Here is an 18,740-nt window from a genome sequence, read left to right on the forward strand (position 1 = left end):
CTCGAACATTACCTTCGGGGCCGCTCCGGTCGCCCGGCACAGCCCGGCACCATGGTCAGTCGTCGTCCACGCCGTAGAGCCGGCGTCGAACCGACAGCAACTCGACCTCGGGGCGATTGGCCACCAGGCGCTCACAGGAGTCGAGCACCTCGCGGACGTGCGCCGTCTCGGCGGCCACCACGGCCACCGCCAGCTGCGCTCGACCATGCAGGTCGAGCGCACCCACCTCGGCGGCCGACACCTCGAAGCGGCGCAGCGCCGCCACGATCGGCCGTACATATGATCTCTTGGCTTTGAGCGACCGTGAGTCGCCCGGCAGCAGCAGGTCGAAGACCGCGGTTCCGGTGAACATCGCCCCGGACGATACCGCCAACGCGCCCCGCATGATCAAGGGGTTTACGCCGAGTCGGCGTAAACCCCTTGATCAGCGTGTCACTGCCGGATCAGGCGCGAACCTTCTCCCGCATCTCGAAGGTCTCGATGACGTCGCCGACCTGGACGTTGTTGTAACCACCCAGGGTCAGACCGCACTCGAAGCCCTCGCGGACCTCGGTGGCGTCGTCCTTGAACCGCTTGAGCGAGGTGATCGTGAGGTTGTCCGCCACGACCGCCCCGTCCCGAAGCAGGCGAGCCTTCGCGTTGCGTCGGATGATGCCCGACCGGACGATGCAACCGGAGATGTTGCCGATCTTGGACGAGCGGAAGACATCGCGGATCTCCGCGCTGCCCAGCTCGGCCTCCTCGTACTCCGGCTTGAGCAGGCCCTTGAGCGCTGCCTCGATCTCCTCGATGGCCTGGTAGATCACGGTGTAGTACCGGATCTCCACGCCCTCGCGGTCGGCCATCTCACGGACCTTGTTCGAGGCCCGCACGTTGAAGCCGATGATCGTGACCGGCTCGGACGAGGCGCTCGCGAGCATGACGTTGCTCTCGGTGATCGCGCCAACGCCCCGGTCGAGGACCTTGAGCTGGACCTCCTCGGGGATGTCGAGGTTGAACAGCGCGTCCTCGAGAGCCTCCACCGAACCGGAGACATCGCCCTTGAGGATGAGGTTGAGCGAGGTCTTCTCGCCCTCCTTGAGCTGCTCCATGAGCGTCTCAAGGGTGGCCCGACCACGGGAGTTGGCGAAGGACGCCGCCCGCCGCCGTGCCTGCCGCTGCTCGGCGATCTGCCGCACCGTGCGGTCGTCCGCCGCGGCCAGGAACGTGTCTCCCGCGCCGGGCGGCGCGGTCAGACCCAGCACCATGACCGGACGCGCCGGCCCAGCCTCGGTGAGCTGGTTGCCGTTCTCGTCGAGCATGGCCCGGACCCGGCCGTGCGCCCCACCGGCAACGATCGAGTCGCCCGCCCGCAGAGTGCCCTTCTGGACCAGCACCGTCGCCACCGCACCGCGACCCTTGTCCAGGTGCGCCTCGATGGCCACACCCTGAGCCGGCCCGTCGATCGGAGCGGTCAGCTCCAGCGACGCGTCGGCGGTCAGCAGGACGGCCTCGAGCAGCTCCTCGATGCCGATGCCCGGCTTGGCTGCCACGTTGACGAACATGGTCTCGCCGCCGTACTCCTCGGCGACCAGGCCGTACTCGGTCAGCTGCTGGCGGACCTTGTCCGGGTTGGCGTCCGGCTTGTCGACCTTGTTGACCGCGACCACGATCGGCACGTCGGCCGCCTTGGCGTGGTTCAACGCCTCGATCGTCTGCGGCATCACACCGTCGTCGGCCGCGACGACCAGGATCACGATGTCCGTGACCTGGGCACCACGAGCACGCATGGCGGTGAACGCCTCGTGACCCGGGGTGTCGATGAAGGTGACCGCCCGGTCCTCGCCCTCATGCGGGACGTGGACCTGGTAGGCACCGATGTGCTGGGTGATGCCACCCGCCTCACCGGCCACGACGTTCGCCTTACGGATGGCGTCGAGCAGCTTGGTCTTACCGTGGTCGACGTGACCCATGACGGTCACCACCGGCGCACGGCTGACCAGACGCTCCTCGGCCACCTCCGCGTCGAGGTCGATGTTGAACTGCGCGAGCAGCTCGCGGTCCTCGTCCTCCGGGCTGACGATCTGGATGTCGAAGCCCAGGTGCTCACCCAGCAGGTGCAGGGTGTCGTCAGAACAGGACTGGGTCGCGGTGACCATCTCGCCCAGGTTGAACATCTCCTGGACCAGCGAACCCGGGTTGGCGTTGATCTTGTCCGCGAAGTCGGACAGCGAGGCGCCACGGGAGAGCCGGACGATCTGACCCTGACCCCGGGGAGCACCCGAGCTCATGGTCGGAGCCGACAGGTTGTCGAACTCCTGTCTGCGCTGCTTCTTGGACTTGCGACCGCGCGTCGGCCGACCACCCGGACGCCCGAAGGCACCCGCGGCGCCGCCGCCACGGCCACGACCGCCCGCACCCGGACGACCGCCGCCACCGGCCGGACCACCCGGACGGAAACCGCCACCGGGAGCACCCGCACCGCCGCCGGGACCGCCACGGTAGCCACCGCCACCGCCGGCACCCGCGCCGCCACCAGGGCCACCTCGGTAACCGCCACCGCCGCCGCCGGCACCACCGCCGGGACCGCCACGGAAGCCACCGCCACCGCCACCGGGACGACCAGCGCCACCGCCACCGGGGCGACCAGCGCCACCGGGACCGGGGCGACCAGCAGCCGGACGCTGACTCGGCATGGACGCCGGGCTGGGCCGCGGCGGCATGGAGTTCGGGCTCGGCCGCGGCGGCATGCCCGCCGGGCTGTTGGGCCGAGGGCCACCCGCACCGGCGGCCGGGGGCCGCTGCTGCTGGCCACCCTGGATGCCGAACGGGTTGTTACCGGCACCGCGCGCCGGCGGACGACCGCCCGGACGGGCACCCGGACCGGGAGCCGGCGTGCTCGGACGAGCTGCCGGCGAACCGGGACGGGGCGGCATCGCCGCAGGACCCGGCCGAGGGCCGGGGCGGTTACCGCCGTCTGCCGGAGGCTCCCGGCGAACGGGGTTGTCCCGCTGCTGCTGGCGGGCGGCCTGCGCGGCCTTGACCGCGGCCTCCTGCTCAGCCTTCAGCGCGGCGGCACGCGCCTCCGCGGCCGCCACCTCGATGTCGTGGGCACTCGCCGGCTTGGCGACCGGGGTCGCCGTCTGCGGGGCACCGGGAACCGGACCCTTGGGCTTCGGACCGGGTGCCGGCGCGGCCGGCCGCCGAGGCGGCATCGGCTTGGCCGAGACCCGGGGCGCGCCCGGGGCCGGGGTTGGCGTCGGGGTCGGGCTTGAAGCCGGCGTCGACGCGGGCGTCGACGGGGCGGCCGGAGCCGGGGCTCCGGCGGACGCGACGAATGCGTTACGCAGCCGCCGGGCGACGGGCGCCTCGACGGTGCTGGACGCGGACTTCACGAACTCGCCCATTTCCTTCAGCTTGGCGAGAACGGTCTTACTCTCGACCCCGAGCTCTTTTGCAAGCTCGTGTACGCGGGCCTTGCCTGCCACTGCACTCCTCACTCCGAGGTCGTGCGGGCAGCACCCGCAGCGACCTCACTCGTGCACTTGAAGCCTGGTCATTTCAGGGACTTCATCGTGTGCTCATGTCGGTCGTCCTACCCTGCTAGCGACCCTCGCCCGGTCGGGCTGACCGGACGTAGTGGTTGGCGCATCGACGTGCTCCGCCAGCGCACCGTGGTCGAGGACCTCGGTGCTGCGCAGCGCACGCCCGAAGGCGCGGCGCCGCACCGCCAGCGCGAAGCAGGCCGGATCCGGGTGCATGTTCGCTCCCCGACCCGGCAGCCTGCGGCGCGGATCAGGCCGGAGACTGTGACCAGCCTCGTCCCTGACCGCGACGACCCGCAGCAATTCGCTGGCCGGCGCACGTTGCCGGCAACCCACACAGGTGCGCTCCGGCTGCGCGCGTCGTACCACTGGAGGAAGTCTACCCCTAGCTCCCCGAGATCGCGCCGCCCGGCTCCCGCACGTGATCAGTTACCCCACGCGCGGCCGGCGCCGCCTGCTCCGCATCGGAACGAATGTCGATCCGCCAACCGGTCAGTCGGGCCGCGAGTCGGGCATTCTGCCCCTCCCGACCGATCGCCAGCGAGAGCTGGAAGTCGGGAACGGTCACCCGGGCGGCCCGGTTGGCCAGGTCGACCACCTCGACCCGCAGCGCCTTGGCCGGCGACAACGCGTTGCCGACGAAGGTGCCCGGGTCGTCCGACCAGTCGATGATGTCGATCTTCTCACCGTGCAGCTCGCTCATCACGGCACGCACCCGCTGACCCATCGGGCCGATGCAGGCGCCCTTGGCGTTCACCCCAGGGGTGGTGGAGCGGACGGCGATCTTCGTGCGATGGCCCGCCTCACGGGCGATCGCGCCGATCTCGACGGTGCCGTCGGCGATCTCCGGCACCTCCAGCGCGAAGAGCTTCTTGACCAGAGCCGGGTGCGACCGGGACAGGGTGATCTGCGGCCCGCGCATGCCCTTGGCCACATGCACCACGACGCAGCGGACCCGCTCGCCGTGCGCGTACCGCTCGCCGGGCACCTGCTCGGACTGCGGCAGCACGCCCTCCAGCTTGCCCAGGTCGACGCTGACGATGCCCTTCTCGGTACGCGTCTCGTGCGCCTGCACCACGCCGGTGACCAGGTCACCCTCGCGGCCGACGTACTCACCGAAGTGCACCTCGTCGGTGGCCTCCCGCAACCGCTGGAGGATCACCTGCTTGGCGGTCATGGCGGCGATCCGGCCGAAGTCGTGCGGGGTGTCGTCCCACTCCCGCACCAGGCTGCCGTCGGCATCCATCTCCTGCGCGTACACCAGGGCGGCGCCCGACCTGCGGTCGATCTCCACCCGGGCGTGCGGTTCGGCCCCGTCGGTGTGCCGGTAGGCGGTCAGCAACGCGGTCTCGATCGCCGCGAGAATCGTGTCGAACGGGATCTCCCGCTCGCGCTCGAGTGCGCGCAGCGCCGCGAGGTCGATGTTCACCTCTCCTCGTCCTCCACATCATCTTCGTCGTCGATGTCGTCTGAATCGTCGTCGATCTCGTCGGAATCGTCCGCGTCGTCGAACTCGTCGTCCGGCTCACCCAGCTCGGCGAGCCGGGTGAACTCGACCTGCACGCGGCCCGGGCCCAGCTGGGCGTACGCCCAGGCGGCGCGGCCGTCGTCGGTCTCCAGGTGCACGCCCTCGTCGTCGGCCGCGACCACCCGGCCGGTCAGCTGACGGTCACCGGCGGGCTGCTCGCCCCGCTGGCCCGGCAGCGCGGCCGCGCCCCGGGCGGTGACCTTGACCAGTCGGCCCACGTTGCGCCGCCAGTGGCGGGGCAGGGTGAGCGGCCGGTCGACGCCGGGCGAGCTGACTTCCAGCTGGTACTCGCCGGCGACGATGTCGCCACCGGTCTCCTCCGCGGCGTCCAGCGCGGCCGAGACCGCGCGGGAGACGTCCGCGACGGCGTCCAGGTCGATCCCGCCGTCGGTGTCCACCATCACCCGCACCACGTGCCGGCGGCCGGCCCGGGAAACCGACAGGTCCTCCAGGTCGTAGCCGGCGTCGTTGACCACCGGTTCGATCACGGCCCGCAGTCGGTCCCGCCGGGCGGCGAGGTCACCGCCGCGCGGGCCGGCAGCACCGCGGGGTCGACCCGTCGGCCTGGTGGCACGGCCACGCTGCGTCATCTCCGCACCCTCTCCCTGGTCGACGGGGACCGGTCGTCCCGCCATGCCGGCACGCCACCGGAGTGGACACGCCGGTGGTTGCGCAGAGCGTAACGCGCCTGCCCGGCGGCGGACCGGGCGGCGCACCGACGCCGGTGACCCCCGGACCGGCACGGATGGTGTTGACTTGGCCGGTGGGGATCGGCAGAACGACACAGCGCGACCAAGCATCCGGACATTCCCGGCGAAAGCTCCTGAGTGCCGGGGCGCTGCTGGTGCTCGGCGGCGCCGTGACGCCGCTGACCGGCTGTGATCTTTTCGACCGCGACGACCAACCAGCCCCGCCGCCCGACCCGCTGCGGCCGATGGTGGACGAGTCACTCGCGCTGGCCGCCGCGTACCGAGCGAGCGCGACCGCCCATCCCGAGCTCGCCGACCGGCTCAACCCGATCGCCGAGACGCACACCGCGCACGCCACCGAGCTGGCCCGGGTGATCGGCGTGACAGTGCCGTCGGCAGCCTCCGCCGCCCCGACCACCGCCCCGGCCGCCGACCCGAAGGGCGCGCGCGCCGCCCTGCGGGCGCTGGAGAAGACCGCCCAGCAGTCCGCCACCGCCGCCTGCGCCGGGGCGCCCGCGGAACGGGCGGCGCTGCTCGGGTCGATCGTCGCCGCCCGGGCAACTCACCAGGAGGCACTGAAGTGAGGCAGCCGTCCGCCGGAGAGGCACTCGCCTCCGCCCTGTCCGCCGAGTACGCGGCCATCTACGCCTACGGACGGATCGGTGTCCGCCTCAGCGGAGCGGCGCGGGACGCGGCACGCCAGGCGGAGGCCGCGCATCGACGCCGGCGCGACGCGCTGGTGGTGCAGCTCACCACGGCCGGCGGCGTCGTCCCGCCGGACCGCGCCGGGTACGCCCTGCCGTTCCCGGTCACCGACCGGGCCAGCGCCCTGCGGCTCGCCGCCGAGGTGGAGGAGCGCACGGCCGCGCACTGGCGGGCCGCCCTGGCGTCCACCACCGGCGCCGACCGGGACCAGGCGCTGGCCGCCCTTGTCGAGTACGCCGTGCGGGCCACCCGGTGGCGGAAGACTGCCGGGCTGACCCCGCTGACTGTCCCGTTTCCCGGTCGGCCGACCTGAGCCGCTCCACTCCGGTTGCGGTACGCATACCAGGTATGCATACTCCGTTGCCATGTCCATCCGTCACGGGTTGCTCGCCCTGCTCGAACGCGGCCAGATGTACGGCTACCAGCTGCGCGCCGCGTTCGAGGAGTCGACCGGCTCGACCTGGCCACTGAACATCGGGCAGGTCTACACCACGTTGTCCCGGCTGGAACGGGACGGTCTGGTGCGCCCGCTGCCGGAGAGCGAGGCCGGGCAGCGCCCGTACGAGATCACCGACGCCGGCCGGGCGGACCTGGCGCTGTGGTTCGCCACCCCGATCAGCCGTACCGACCGCCCTCGCGACGAGCTGGCGATCAAGCTGGCGCTGGCGCTGACCACCCCCGGGGTCGACGTCCGGTCGGTGGTGCAGGCCCAACGCAGCGCGACGATGCGGGCCCTTCAGGAGTTGACCCGGTTGAAGTACGGCAGCAACCGGCCGGAGGACCTTCCCTGGCGCCTCGTGCTGGACTCGATGGTGTTTCAGGCGGAGGCCGAGGTGCGCTGGCTGGACCACTGCGAGACCAGTCTGGTCCGGCACCAACCCAGCGGCCCGGCGCCTCCCGTTCCCCGACCCGATGACGCCGACGCGCGGGACGCGGCTCGATGGGCCGGCGAGGAGGCAAGACGGTGAGCGGATCGGACGACGCGGTGCTGGAGCTACGCGCCGTCCACCGCACCCACGGCGCCGGGCCGGCGGCGGTGCACGCGCTGCGCGGCGTCAGCCTGGTCGTCCGGCCCGGCGAGCTGGTCGCCGTGATGGGGCCGTCCGGCTCCGGCAAATCGACCCTGCTGGCTCTCGCCGGTGGGTTGGACCGTCCGACCGGCGGCGAGGTCCGGGTCGAGGGGCAACCGCTGGGGGCCCTGGACCGCCGCGGGCTGGCCCAGCTGCGCCGCCGTCGGATCGGCTACATCTTCCAGCAGCTCAATCTGCTGGGCAGTCTGAGCGCACTGGAGAACGTCGCGCTCCCACTGGAACTCGACGGGACCAGCGGACGTCGGGCCCGCGCACTGGCCATGGCCGCGCTCACCGAGGTGGGTCTGCCCGCGTTGGGTGACCGTTTCCCGGACCAGCTCTCCGGAGGGCAGCAGCAGCGGGTGGCGATCGCGCGCGCACTGGTGGGCGAACGCCGGCTGGTCCTCGCCGACGAGCCCACCGGGGCGTTGGATTCCCAGACCGGTGAGGCGGTGCTGCACCTGCTGCGCCGCCGGATCGACGCCGGAGCCGCCGGAGTGCTGGTCACCCACGAGGCGCGGCACGCCGGCTGGGCCGACCGGGTGGTGTTCCTCCGCGACGGCGTGCTGGTCGACACGACGGCACCGCTGGGCAGTGTCGAGCAGCTGCTGTCCGGCAGCGACCGGTGACCACTCGCCGTTCGACGCGGGTCCCCGGTCGGGCCGACACCGCGACGCCGCGGCCGGTCGCGCCGCCCGCCCCGGTCGGCCGACGACGGTTCGCCGAGCTGACCGGCTCCTGGCGGGCAGCGCTGCGGATCGCCCGGCGGGAGTCGCGCCGGTCCCGGCGGCGGACCGCCCTGGTGCTCGCGATGATCGCCATGCCGGTGGCGGCGCTGGCCTTCCTGGCGGCAAGCTACGACATGGCCGAGCTGACCCCACAGGAACGCATCGAGCGCCGGCTCGGCGTGGCCGACGCGCAGCTGCAGTGGATCGCCAACGGCCCGGTGGGGCAGGACGAGTGGGGTGAGGGTTGGTACACCCGCGACGGCGAGCCCCCAGCGAAGGTCAGCGCGGCCCAGCTGACGGCACTGCTCGGGCCGGGCAGCCGGGTCACCGAGGTGCGTCAGCACGTCCCGCTGAACCTGCGCGGCCCGCACCGCGACGAGGTCGTGAACGGTCGGGTGCTGGACCTCAGCGATCCGCTGGCCCGCGGGCTGGTGCGGTTCCGGGCCGGCCGAGCGCCGCAGCAGCCCGGTGAGGTCGCGGTCAGTCCGGTGGCGCTGCGTCGCCTGGACCTGCGCCTCGGCCACGCCGTAGCCGCCGCCGACGGGAGCAGGGCGTACACCGTGGTGGGGGTGGTCGAGTTTCCCGACGACCTCGGACCGGTGGTGGCGCTGCACCCGGGGGCCGTGCCATCGACCGGCCCGGAGCCGGACGGAGTCTGGCTGGCGGACGTGCCGGGCACCGTCGACGCGGCGCTGGTGTCCCGGCTCAACGACCGTGGGGTGGTGGTCACCGCGCGGCACCTCGGCTCGGCCACCGGTACGGACCGGACATGGCTCGGGTCGATCATGGGGGACAACCCGAACGACCTGGGCACCGTCGTCCTGATCGCCGGCCTCGGGCTGCTGGAGGTCGTCCTGCTGGTCGGGCCGGCCTTCGCCGTCGGAGTCCGTCGCCGCCGACGGGATCTGGCGCTGGTCGCGGTGGCGGGCGGGGACGCCGCCCAGCTTCGCCGGGTCGTGCTGGCCGACGGTGTGGTGCTGGGTGTGCTCGGGGCCGCCGCCGGCCTGCTGGTCGGCGTCGGCGCGGCGTTCGCCGGTCGCCCGCTGATGGAGCAGTACGTCTTCAGCGCCCGTTTCGGCGGCTACCGCTGCTGGCCGAGCGCGCTGGTCCTGCTCGGTGGCGTCGCGGTGCTGGCTGGGGTGCTCGCCGCGCTGGCACCGGCCTGGACCGCCGCCCGGCAGGACGTCAGCGCCGGGCTCGCCGGACGACGCACCCCGGCGAAATCCCCGGGCCGGTGGTTGGCTCTCGGACTGGCACTGGTGGTCGGCGGGGCGGGGCTGGCGGCGTTCGGGGCCACCAAGACTTCGCCGGCGGTGGTTCTCACCGGGCTGATCCTCGGCGAGTTGGGCCTGGTCTGCTGCACGCCCACGCTGCTCGGGGTGCTCGCCCGCCTCGGCCGGGTGTTGCCGCTGGCACCACGGATCGCGCTGCGCGATGCCAGCCGCAACCGGGCAGCCGCGGCGCCGGCCATCTGCGCCGTGATGGCCGCCGTCGCGAGCAGCGTCGCCCTCGGCGGATACCTGGCCAGCGACGACGCCCGCGACGCGCGCGCCTACCGGCCGGCGCTGCCGACCGGCCATGTGATGGTCAACCCGGTCGGATCGGCCGGGCAGCCCACGCTGGCCCAGATCACCGACGCGGCCCGGAATCAACTCGGGGTCGGCGCTGTCGCCCCGGTGCAGACGCCAACCTGCGGGGCGGGGCGCACCGGCTACTGCGACATCGCACCGGTGCTCCCGCTGACCCGGGCCTGCCCCTGGCAGCCCGGCGTTCAACTTCCCGCGGCCCAGCGCCAGCAGGCCCGCGCCGATCCCCGCTGCCAGATCCGCGAGGCGGACTACTTCGGCGGGTACGTGGAACCCGGAGTCGACGACGGGACCGCACTGCCCCTGCTCACCGGCGTGGACCCGGCCACGACCGCCGCCGCCACGGCCGTCCTGCGCGCCGGCGGCGTGGTGGTGACCGACCCGCGCTACCTGCACGACGGCCTGGTGACCGTCCGGGTCGGCGAGGTGGAGGCCGGGCCGGACCGGCCGATCACCGTCCACGATCTTCCGGGGTACGCGCTGCCCCGTGCGACCGGCCAGTCCCGTCTGCTGCTGTCCGCCGCCGCCGCCCGCCAACTCGACCTGAGCTGGTCCCAGACCGGTTGGGTGATCGGCACCACGACCCCGCCCGACGAGGAGCAACAGGCACGGTTCGGCGCCGTCCTGCGGCCATTCGGGACGCTCGCGCTGAGCGTGGAGAGCGGTGGCGCCCCACGCGACGTCTCACCGTTGCTCCTGCTGCTCGCGGCGGCGGCCGGACTGATCACCGTGGGGGCAGCCGGGATCGCCACCGCGCTCGCCGCCGCCGAGGGACGCGCCGAGCTGACCACCCTCGCGGCCGTCGGCGCGGCCCCAGCGGTACGCCGGCTGCTGGCGATCTGCCAGGCCGGGGTCATCGCCGGTCTCGGTTCGGTGCTCGGCATCGTGGCCGGTCTCGGCACCGCCGCGATCGTGCTGACATCGGTGAACCGGCAGTACGCCAGCGACTGGCCGGTATCAGATCCGTACCCCTTTCTGGTGCCGTGGCCCGCGCTCGGGGTCCTGGTGCTGGTGCCGGTGGTGGCGATGCTCGGGGCGGGCCTGTTCACCCGGGCCCGACTGCCGATCGAACGGCGGCTGGACTGACCGATCCGCCGGGCGACCGAAAGGGGACCGCGCGGGGGTGCCGCCGGGGCCGGGCAGCCGGCAGACTGATCGGCGTGTCAGTGCTCAGGAATGTCGTCCGTCGAGTCGGTCATCAACGCTGGTTCGGCGCCACCGCGCGCCTGCTGGTTCCGGCCGATCGGATGGTTGGTCGACTCACCCGGGGCCGGGTGGTCGCGCTCGGCCTCCTCCCCTCCCTGCTGATCACCACAACGGGCCGCCGCTCCGGCAAGCCCCGCAGCAATCCGCTGCTCTACGTGCCCGACGGCGACGCGTACGTGGTGATCGGCTCCAACTGGGGGCAGACCCACCACCCCGGCTGGGCGATGAACCTGCTCGCCGATCCCGCCGCCGAGGTGGACGTGAAGGGCCGGCGGGTCGCGGTGCGGGCCGAGCGGGCCTCCGGCGCCGAACGGGACCGGTTGTGGCAGCTGCTGGTCACCGCGTGGCCCGCGTACCACACGTACGTGCAGCGGGCCGGTGGCCGGGAGATCCACATCTTCCGGCTGGCCCCGACCGGGCGCGGCGCACCCGAAGCTCCGCCGTCGGCTGGCTAGGCTGACGCTCGGTAGCCAAAGCGAGGTGGTCCCGTGAGCGCGAGGCGTGAGCCGGGGTTGCGAGCCCCGCAGCCGCGAACAGAGCTGGCCCGGTGAGTGAGCTGGCCGGTGTCGACCGAGGCGTCGACGATCGACGGTGGACGGTCGCGGAGCGGGTCGCCGAGGCGGTCCGACGGCGGTTCCCGGCCGATGCGCTCGCGATCGCGGTGCACGGGCCTCTGGCGCACGGGGACGACGACGGCGGCGGGGACCGCGAGGCGGGAATGCTGGTGGTCACCTATCGGCCCGGGACGGGCCCGCCGCCGGCAACCCGGCGGGTGGACGGGGTGCTCGTCGATCTGACGGTGGCCGCCGCCGAGGACTATTTGGCCCAGGCCCGAGTGCTCTCCCCGCTCTGGCCGCTGACCGCCGACCGGTACGTCACCACGCAGGCGTTGCACGATCCGACGGGCTGGTTGCGGACGCTGCGCGACGAGCACCTCGGCCGGCTGGCTCGGGCCCGGCCGGCGGAGTTCAGCACAGCGGCCCGCCAGGCGTGGTACAGGGGCAGCGCGGCGCACTCCCGGGCGGCCCGGCTCGCCGAGTGGTACGAGACCGATCAGGCTCTGCTGATGCTCGGTGAGGCTCGGCTGGCAGCGGCCACGGTGAACGGTCTGCTGAGTCGCACGTACTTCCGCGACCCGGGGGACGCGGTGCGGCGCACCGGGTTGGCCGGCGCGGACATGACCGAGGTGGGTGTGGTGCTGGCCCGGCAGGCCGAGGAGTTGGCCGCCCGTGGTCGTGCGGTCGACGGCACGATCGACGAGCTGCTCAGCACCTGAGGCGCGTCACAGCCCGCCCGGTACGCCGATCAGCGAGCCGATCAGGTAGGTGGCCCCGGCCGCCGCGGCACCCAGCAGCAGCTGGCGCAGCCCACTGGTCCACCAGGGACGGTGGGTGAAGCGGGCCACCACGGCACCGGCGGCGAACAGCCCGAGCCCGCCGACGGCGAGCGCCAGCCACAGTTCGGTGGCGCCGAGCAGGTACGGCAGCAGCGGGACCAGCGCGCCGATCGAGAAGAACAGGAACGACGAGATCGCCGCGGCCCACGGGCTGGGCTGGTCGTCAGGGTCGACGCCCAACTCCTCGCGGACGTGCACCCGCAGCGCCTCCTCCGGGTCGCGCCGCACCGCCTCGGCGACCTGGGTGGCGAGGTCCCGGGGCAGGCCCCGGGCCACCCACGCGTCGGCCAGCTCCCGGGCCTCCGCCTCGGGGTGCCGTTCCAGTTCCCGTCGCTCCTTGGCCACCTCGGCGGCGACCTGCTCGTTGGCGGAGCGCACGCTGGTGTACTCGCCGAGGCCCATGGAGATCGCACCGGCGACGAGGCCGGCGCTGCCGGTGAGCACGATGCTGCGGGGCGAGACCCCGCCGCCGCCGACGCCGGCGATCAGTGCGATGTTGGTGACCAGGCCGTCCATCGCGCCGAAGACGGCCGGGCGCAGCCAGCCGCCGGAGACGTCCGCGTGGTGCGCCTCGCGCAGCGCCGCTGGGGTGTCGGTCACGGCAGGGTCAGAATCTCGTGGCCGTCGTCGGTCACCACGATGGTGTGCTCGAACTGCGCCGTCCACTTCCGGTCCTTGGTGACCACTGTCCACCCGTCGTCCCACATGTCGTACTGGTAGGTGCCGAGGGTGATCATCGGCTCGATGGTGAACGTCATGCCGGGTTCCATGATGTCAGTGGGGCGCGGACTGTCGTAGTGCGGCACGTAGAGGCCGCTGTGGAAGGCCTCGCCGATGCCGTGGCCGGTGAAGTCGCGGACCACGCCGTAGCCGAACCGCTTGGCGTACGACTCGATGACGCGGCCCACCACGTTGATCTGGCGCCCCGGGGCGACGGCGCGGATGCCGCGCATCATCGCCTCGTGGGTCCGCTCGACCAGCAGCCGGGCCTCTTCGCTGACCTCGCCGACGCAGAAGGTGGCGTCGGTGTCACCGTGCACCCCACCGATGTACGCGGTCACGTCGACGTTGATGATGTCGCCGTCGGTCAGGACCGTGGTGTCCGGGATGCCATGGCAGATGACCTCGTTGAGGCTGGTGCAGCAGGACTTCGGGAAGCCCTTGTAGCCCAGCGTCGACGGGTACGCGCCGTGGTCGCAGAGGAACTCGTGCACCACCTTGTCGATCTCGTCGGTGGTCACGCCGGGCTTGCAGTGCTCGCCGGCGAGCTGGGTCGCCTGGGCGGCGAGCCGGCTGGCGATCCGCATCTTCTCGATGGTCTCCGGCGTCTGCACGTGCGAGCCACGCCACTCCCGCGGACGCGCCTTGCCCACGTACTCGGGTCGGGCGATCTGGGGTGGCACCGGTCGCATCGGGGAGAGCGTGCCTGGTGTCAGCGGCGGACGGACGGTCATGCCGCAAGCCTATCGCCGGGGCCGCTGGTGACCCGCGCCACGGCCGCCCGGTGGAGGTTGTTGCCCTGCCAGGGTGGCTGTGCCATGGTGTCAGCGTGGATCAAGGGGGAGCACCGCCCGTCTTCTCCGCCAGCGCCGAGATCGACGGTGACCACCTCCACGTCGTGGTGGCCGGCGAGGTCGACATGGCGACCGCGGACACGATGCTCCAGACGGCGCTGCGCGAGCCCGCCCGGAAGATCACTCTCGACCTGAGTGCTGTCACCTTTTTCGACTCGGCCGCCATCCACGCCCTGGTCCGGCTCGCCCAGGAGTTGCCGGGCCGGCTCACCGTTCGCCCCTCCCGGCAGGTCCGTCGGGTGCTGGAGATCTCCGGCCTCGGCGAGCAGAGCTGGCTCGACCCGGCCTAGGCACCCGGCCACCGCCGGGCGCGCGGTCAGTCATGCAACTGCCTGCGCAGCGTCACCTCGGTGCCCTCAGCGGTACGCCGTACCGACAGTTCGCCCAGCGCTCTGATCAGGGCCAGGCCGCGGCCCCGGAAGCCGGAGCCGGTCGACTCCCGCCACTGTCCGCTGTCGCGCACCGTGGCCGTCACCGTCCGATCCTCGATGGCCACCTCCACACTGATCATGGCCTCGGCGGGGTGGACCGGGTGCTCGATGGCGTTGGCGGCGGCCTCGGAGACGGCGACGGTCAGGTCGAACAGGTCGGTCTCGCCGACGGAGTGCGCGATCAGGAAGTCCTCCAGCCGCTTCCGGAGCACGCTGAGCCGGGTCGGGTCCGCCGGTAGCCGCAGCGCGAAGCGGTTCAGCTCCGCCGCCTCCAGGGCGAGAACCGCCACGTCGTCGCGGCGCGGCCGTACGGTGACCCGCTCCACGACCGCGTCGATCAGGTCCACCACGTGCTCACTCGGGCTGGCCGCGTCGATGCGCAGCTGGGCCAGTGAGGCATCGACGCCGAGCTGACGGTCCTCGATCAGCCCGTCGGTGTAGAGCAGCAGTCGAGTGCCGGCCGGCAACTCGCCCTCGACCGACTCGTACGTCGCGTTGGGTAGGGCGCCGACCGGTGGACCGAGCGCCCGATGGTGCAGGAACGCCACGTCGCCTCCGGTGATCAACAGTGGGGACGGATGACCGGCGCTCGCGTACCGCAGCCGACCGGTGCGGGGGTTGAACAGCAGGCAGACCACCGTCGCGAAGGAGCGGCCCTCGGTGGAGCCGACCAGCCGGTTGAGCCGGGTCAGCGACTCACCCGGATCGAAGCCCTCCAGCACGTACGCCCGCAGCGCGTTGCGCAGCTGCCCCATCGCTGCGGCGGCCCGGACGCCCTTACCGACCACGTCGCCGATGACCAGCACCAGCTCGTCGCCGTTCAGCGCGATCGCGTCGTACCAGTCGCCGCCGACCTCGACGTCGGCGCTGCCGGGCAGATAACGGCTGGCCACCACCGCGCCGGGCAGTTGAGGCAGCGACCGGGGCAGCAGGCTGTGCTGCAGGGTGGTGGCGATGCGGTGTTCGGCTTCGTAGAGCTGGGCGTTCTCCAGTCGCACCCCGACGAGCCGGGCCAGCTGGGTCAACGCGGCGTCGTCGGCCTGCGCCTCGTCGCCGGCTGCCCGCCAGACCTGCAGCTCACCGAGTTGCTTGCCGGTCGTGCCGGTCAGCTCGGTCACGAAGGACGGGTCGGTGGCGGTGGTGCCGCCGCTGTCCGCCTCGAAGCGCGCCTCTGCGGCGGTGACCACCACCCGAGCCGCCTCGACGAGGCTCAACGCGTGCCGGGCGGCGACCTGGAGTACATCGGCTGTGGATCGGGCGGTGTTCACCGCCACCGCCGCGTCGGCCAGCGCCCGGAGCCGGCGGATGATCTGCCCGCGCAGCTGGCCCAGCTCGACGTTGGCCCGGACCCAGGCGATCAGCTCCTGCGCGGAGAACGGCTTGGTGAGGTAGTCGTCGGCGCCGACGGCGAGACCGGCGACAGCCTCTGCGGAGCCGGCACGGGCGGAGAGCAGCACGATCGGCACATGCCGGGTACGCGGGTCCGAGCGCAACGCGCTCACCAGCCCGAACCCGTCCAACCGGGGCATCATCACGTCGGTGAGCACCAGGTCGAACCCGCCCTCGCGGGCCAGCGGCAGGGCATCGAGCCCGTCGTTCGCGGTGACCACGTCCCAGGTCGGGGAGAGCAGCCGGCTGACGTGTTCCTGCAGGTCGGCGTTGTCGTCGACGACCAGGATCCGGCCAGCCGAGGTGCCCTTCGCCGGCTGCCGGTCGAGCTCGGGTGCCGACGCGACACCGGCCCACAGCGCGGTCTCCGCCACGAAGAGCCGGGCCTGCTCGGGCTCACCCACGGGCAGCGGGTCGAACGCCGCCACCCGGTCCGCCGGCAGGTGCGCCGAGCCGAACGGAACGGTCACCGTGAAGGTGCTGCCCACGTCGACCTTGCTGGTCAACCCGACCTCACCGCCGTGCATCTCGACAAGTTCCCGGACCAGCGCGAGGCCGATGCCGGTGCCCTCGTGGGTGCGTGCCCGCACCCCGGGCACCCGGTGGAACCGTTCGAAGACGTGCGGCAGTTCGTCCGGCACGATGCCGACGCCGGTGTCCGTCACCTCCAGCCGGGCCGCGCCCTCGACGGCCCGGATCCGCACCCGGATCTCGCCGTCGAAGGTGAACTTGACCGCGTTCGACACCAGGTTGAGGACGATCTTCTCCCACATGTCCCGGTCGACGAAGACCGGTGTCGGCAGCGGCGGACAGTCCACCACCAGTCGCAACCCGGCCCGGTCGATGGCCGAGCGGAAGGTACTGGCCAGCCGGGCGGTGTAACCGGCGAGGTCGGTGGGCTGGTAGCGGGCCGCGAGCCGACCGGACTCCAGTCGGGAGAAGTCCAGCACTGTGTTGACCAGCTTGAGCAGGCGCAGCGCGTTGCGGTGCATCATGGTGAGCCGGTCGGTTTCGGCGGCGGGCAGCTCCGGGTCGGCCAGCATGTCCTCCAGCGGGCCGAGCACCAGGGTCAGCGGGGTGCGGAACTCGTGGCTGACGTTGGCGAAGAAGTTGGTCTTCGCCCGGTCCAGCGCGGCCAGCTCGGCGGCGCGGGCCCGTTCCTGTTCGTACGCCCGCTGCATGCCGACCGCCCGGGAGATCTGGGCGGCGACCAGGCCGAGGAAGTCGCGGTAGTCGTCGCTCAGCGGCAGCTGACGGGCCACGCCGACGACCAGCGCGCCGACGGTCTGGTTGGTCGCCGTGAGCGGCAGCACGAGGGCCTGGTCGGCGGCGTCGACAGGCAACGCGTCGAACAGAGCGGCCACCTCGATCGTGGCAGGCGCGCCATCGGCGGTCAGCCGGGCCAACAACTGCGCTGTGACATCGACGGCGGGCGGGGTGGTGCCGGTGCAACCGGCCAGGGTGAGCTGGTCGTTGTCGTCAGCCAGATAGATCAGGGCGAACGGCACGTCCGCCCGGTGCCGGCCGAGCACCCCGGCGGCGGTCCGACCCAGTTCCGTGGCGCTGCCGATATCGGTCAGCTCGGCACCCAGCTCGGACAGCGCTCGCAGTCGACGCTCGCCGAGCACCCGCCCGGTGGTCTCGCTGACAATGCAGTAGACGCCACTGACCGAGCCGTCGTCCCCCCGGATCGGGTCGTACGAGACGTTGAAGTAGGTCTGCTCGACGAAGCCGTAACGGTCCAGCAGAAAGGGATGGTCCTCGCCCCGATAGGAGCGGCCGGTGCTCCGGACGCTGTCGAGCAGCGGGCCGAGCACCGGCCAGGTCTCCGCCCAGTTCGCGCGGGCCGGTTGGCCGATCACGTCCGGGTGTTTGCCGCCGATGGTCGGCCGGTAGGCGTCGTTGTAGAAGGCCAACTGCTCGTCGCCCCAGAACATGACGATCGGCGCGCTGGAGGCGAGCATCATGCCGACCGCGTTGGAGAGCGCCGGAGGCCACTGACCGGGCTCGCCCAGCGGACCGGAGGACCAGTCGAAGGAGGCCAGCCGCTCGCCCATCTCGCCGCCGGCCGCGAACGCGGCCGCCAGCATCGGCGGGGTCTTGCGACCGGACAGGGCGGGATGCCCGATGTCCGCGCCCCCCTGGGCCGAGCTCATGCAGCCTCCCGCTCCGGCCGTACCCCTCGACCGTTGATCTTCACCCGCCGTGCTTCGACTTGTACCCCAGCGGACCAGCAACGTAACGCATCACGAGCGACGGACGCTGGTTACGTACGCCTGGGTCGTCGGGCACCGGACAGTGCGGGTGGACGGCGGCGTCGAACGGCGGCGGGCGGAACGCTCTGACGAGTCAGAAGACCGGCAGTCCGTCGATGCTTGCCGCGTTCCTGGTGGCCCGGTAGGCGACCAGATCATCGGCGCTGCGGCGAGAGTGTGAGGTGAGTAACAGATCACGTTCGGCGCGGAAGTCCATCAGTGGCACCGCGTATCCGCAGGAGTCACTGACCCGCTCCACCTCGACCGTGATGACCGCCCGGACGGCGTGCACGTCCGGCGGTGCGGGAAACTCGGCGAGCCGATCGGCGAAGGCGTCCTCGGTGACCGCGACGCTGCTGCCCCGACCATGCAACCGGACGATCTTCGGCGGGCCGTCGAAGGCACAGAACATCAGCGTGATCCGGCCGTTGTCCCGCAGGTGGGCAATGGTCTCCGCCCCACTGCCGTGATAGTCGAGGTAGGCCACCCGGTGCGGGCCGAGGATCACGAACGTGCCCCGCATGCCCTTCGGAGACACGTTGACGTGCCCCTCGACCCCGGACGGGGCGGTCGCCACGAAGAAGAGCGGCTGCGCCACGATGAAGTCACGCAGTCGACAGTCGATCTCCGGATAAACCTTGCCCATGCCCCGATCCTTC

Annotated in this window: 17 protein-coding genes; 8 read left to right on the top strand and 9 right to left on the bottom strand. The window is 72.4% G+C overall.

Features of this window, described 5'->3' with window-relative positions; genetic code table 11:
- Window positions 1–55 precede the first annotated feature (55 nt).
- From FB453_RS00075 to rimP, 5 genes are all read right to left on the bottom strand, one after another.
- Window positions 56–352 (bottom strand): DUF503 domain-containing protein, encoded by a 297-nt coding sequence (locus FB453_RS00075; protein ID WP_091400377.1) that lies wholly within the window; start codon window positions 350–352, stop codon window positions 56–58.
- A gap of 91 nt (window positions 353–443) precedes the next feature.
- A complete protein-coding gene (gene infB, locus FB453_RS00080) occupies window positions 444–3,467 on the bottom strand; it encodes a translation initiation factor IF-2 (protein WP_145786669.1) in 3,024 nt (1,007 codons plus the stop codon).
- Between the two features lie 93 nt (window positions 3,468–3,560).
- A complete protein-coding gene (locus FB453_RS00085) occupies window positions 3,561–3,893 on the bottom strand; it encodes a YlxR family protein (RefSeq protein WP_112586542.1) in 333 nt (110 codons plus the stop codon).
- A 16-nt stretch (window positions 3,894–3,909) separates the two neighbouring features.
- Window positions 3,910–4,953, bottom strand: coding sequence for a transcription termination factor NusA (nusA, locus tag FB453_RS00090; RefSeq protein ID WP_091400372.1), 1,044 nt, complete (start codon window positions 4,951–4,953; stop codon window positions 3,910–3,912).
- Window positions 4,950–5,642, bottom strand: a complete 693-nt coding sequence (gene rimP, locus FB453_RS00095) for a ribosome maturation factor RimP (protein WP_091400370.1) — start codon at window positions 5,640–5,642, stop codon at window positions 4,950–4,952. Before rimP ends, nusA begins: the two co-directional genes overlap by 4 nt.
- A gap of 155 nt (window positions 5,643–5,797) precedes the next feature.
- Between rimP and FB453_RS00100 the strand changes: the two genes are divergently transcribed.
- The 7 genes from FB453_RS00100 (at window position 5,798) to FB453_RS00130 (ending at window position 12,312) form a co-directional block, all read left to right on the top strand.
- Window positions 5,798–6,325 carry a hypothetical protein gene (locus tag FB453_RS00100; protein ID WP_486480114.1) on the top strand — a complete coding sequence of 176 codons (528 nt, stop codon included), beginning with the start codon at window positions 5,798–5,800 and terminating at the stop codon, window positions 6,323–6,325.
- Complete coding sequence (locus FB453_RS00105; RefSeq protein WP_030337610.1) at window positions 6,322–6,759, top strand: ferritin-like domain-containing protein; 438 nt, start codon at window positions 6,322–6,324, stop codon at window positions 6,757–6,759. Before FB453_RS00100 ends, FB453_RS00105 begins: the two co-directional genes overlap by 4 nt.
- Before the next feature lie 52 nt (window positions 6,760–6,811).
- The gene (locus FB453_RS00110; protein ID WP_112699916.1) at window positions 6,812–7,414 is read left to right on the top strand and encodes a PadR family transcriptional regulator; all 603 of its coding nucleotides are present in this window, start codon (window positions 6,812–6,814) and stop codon (window positions 7,412–7,414) included.
- Entirely contained in the window at window positions 7,387–8,145 is a 759-nt protein-coding gene (locus FB453_RS00115; RefSeq protein ID WP_112586536.1) for an ABC transporter ATP-binding protein, read from the top strand. Before FB453_RS00110 ends, FB453_RS00115 begins: the two co-directional genes overlap by 28 nt.
- Entirely contained in the window at window positions 8,142–10,916 is a 2,775-nt protein-coding gene (locus FB453_RS00120; protein ID WP_145786672.1) for an FtsX-like permease family protein, read from the top strand. The genes FB453_RS00115 and FB453_RS00120 overlap by 4 nt, the downstream gene beginning before the upstream one ends.
- A gap of 74 nt (window positions 10,917–10,990) precedes the next feature.
- Entirely contained in the window at window positions 10,991–11,491 is a 501-nt protein-coding gene (locus FB453_RS00125) for a nitroreductase/quinone reductase family protein (RefSeq protein ID WP_112586532.1), read from the top strand.
- 92 nt (window positions 11,492–11,583) lie between these two features.
- Complete coding sequence (locus FB453_RS00130; RefSeq protein WP_112601981.1) at window positions 11,584–12,312, top strand: nucleotidyltransferase domain-containing protein; 729 nt, start codon at window positions 11,584–11,586, stop codon at window positions 12,310–12,312.
- Window positions 12,313–12,318: 6 nt separating this feature from the next.
- Here FB453_RS00130 and FB453_RS00135 read toward each other — a convergent pair whose 3' ends face one another.
- Both FB453_RS00135 and map read right to left on the bottom strand, forming a co-directional pair.
- Window positions 12,319–13,032, bottom strand: a complete 714-nt coding sequence (locus FB453_RS00135; RefSeq protein ID WP_091400358.1) for a VIT1/CCC1 transporter family protein — start codon at window positions 13,030–13,032, stop codon at window positions 12,319–12,321.
- Window positions 13,029–13,886: a type I methionyl aminopeptidase gene (gene map, locus FB453_RS00140; protein ID WP_091400357.1), complete on the bottom strand. Its 858-nt coding sequence runs from the start codon at window positions 13,884–13,886 to the stop codon at window positions 13,029–13,031. The genes FB453_RS00135 and map overlap by 4 nt, the downstream gene beginning before the upstream one ends.
- Before the next feature lie 95 nt (window positions 13,887–13,981).
- On the opposite strand from map, the gene FB453_RS00145 reads away from it, so the two are divergent.
- Window positions 13,982–14,296 carry an STAS domain-containing protein gene (locus FB453_RS00145; RefSeq protein ID WP_186717967.1) on the top strand — a complete coding sequence of 105 codons (315 nt, stop codon included), beginning with the start codon at window positions 13,982–13,984 and terminating at the stop codon, window positions 14,294–14,296.
- Window positions 14,297–14,322: 26 nt separating this feature from the next.
- Here the strand turns inward: FB453_RS00145 and FB453_RS00150 are convergent, their stop codons facing one another.
- Together FB453_RS00150 and FB453_RS00155 are read right to left on the bottom strand one after the other, a co-directional pair.
- Complete coding sequence (locus tag FB453_RS00150) at window positions 14,323–17,982, bottom strand: SpoIIE family protein phosphatase (protein ID WP_145786675.1); 3,660 nt, start codon at window positions 17,980–17,982, stop codon at window positions 14,323–14,325.
- A gap of 193 nt (window positions 17,983–18,175) precedes the next feature.
- The gene (locus tag FB453_RS00155) at window positions 18,176–18,727 is read right to left on the bottom strand and encodes a pyridoxamine 5'-phosphate oxidase family protein (protein ID WP_112586524.1); all 552 of its coding nucleotides are present in this window, start codon (window positions 18,725–18,727) and stop codon (window positions 18,176–18,178) included.
- Window positions 18,728–18,740: the final 13 nt, after the last annotated feature.

It is taken from the genome of Micromonospora sp. CNZ322 (genome assembly GCF_007827755.1).

Coding starts and splice junctions, on each gene's coding strand:
- FB453_RS00100 (WP_486480114.1), top strand. CDS start 5,798: ATGGTGTTGACTTGGCCGGTGGGGATCGGCAGAACGACACAGCGCGAC.
- FB453_RS00150 (WP_145786675.1), bottom strand. CDS start 17,982: ATGAGCTCGGCCCAGGGGGGCGCGGACATCGGGCATCCCGCCCTGTCC.
- FB453_RS00115 (WP_112586536.1), top strand. CDS start 7,387: ATGGGCCGGCGAGGAGGCAAGACGGTGAGCGGATCGGACGACGCGGTG.
- FB453_RS00155 (WP_112586524.1), bottom strand. CDS start 18,727: ATGGGCAAGGTTTATCCGGAGATCGACTGTCGACTGCGTGACTTCATC.
- FB453_RS00110 (WP_112699916.1), top strand. CDS start 6,812: ATGTCCATCCGTCACGGGTTGCTCGCCCTGCTCGAACGCGGCCAGATG.
- map (WP_091400357.1), bottom strand. CDS start 13,886: ATGACCGTCCGTCCGCCGCTGACACCAGGCACGCTCTCCCCGATGCGA.
- rimP (WP_091400370.1), bottom strand. CDS start 5,642: ATGACGCAGCGTGGCCGTGCCACCAGGCCGACGGGTCGACCCCGCGGT.
- FB453_RS00075 (WP_091400377.1), bottom strand. CDS start 352: ATGTTCACCGGAACCGCGGTCTTCGACCTGCTGCTGCCGGGCGACTCA.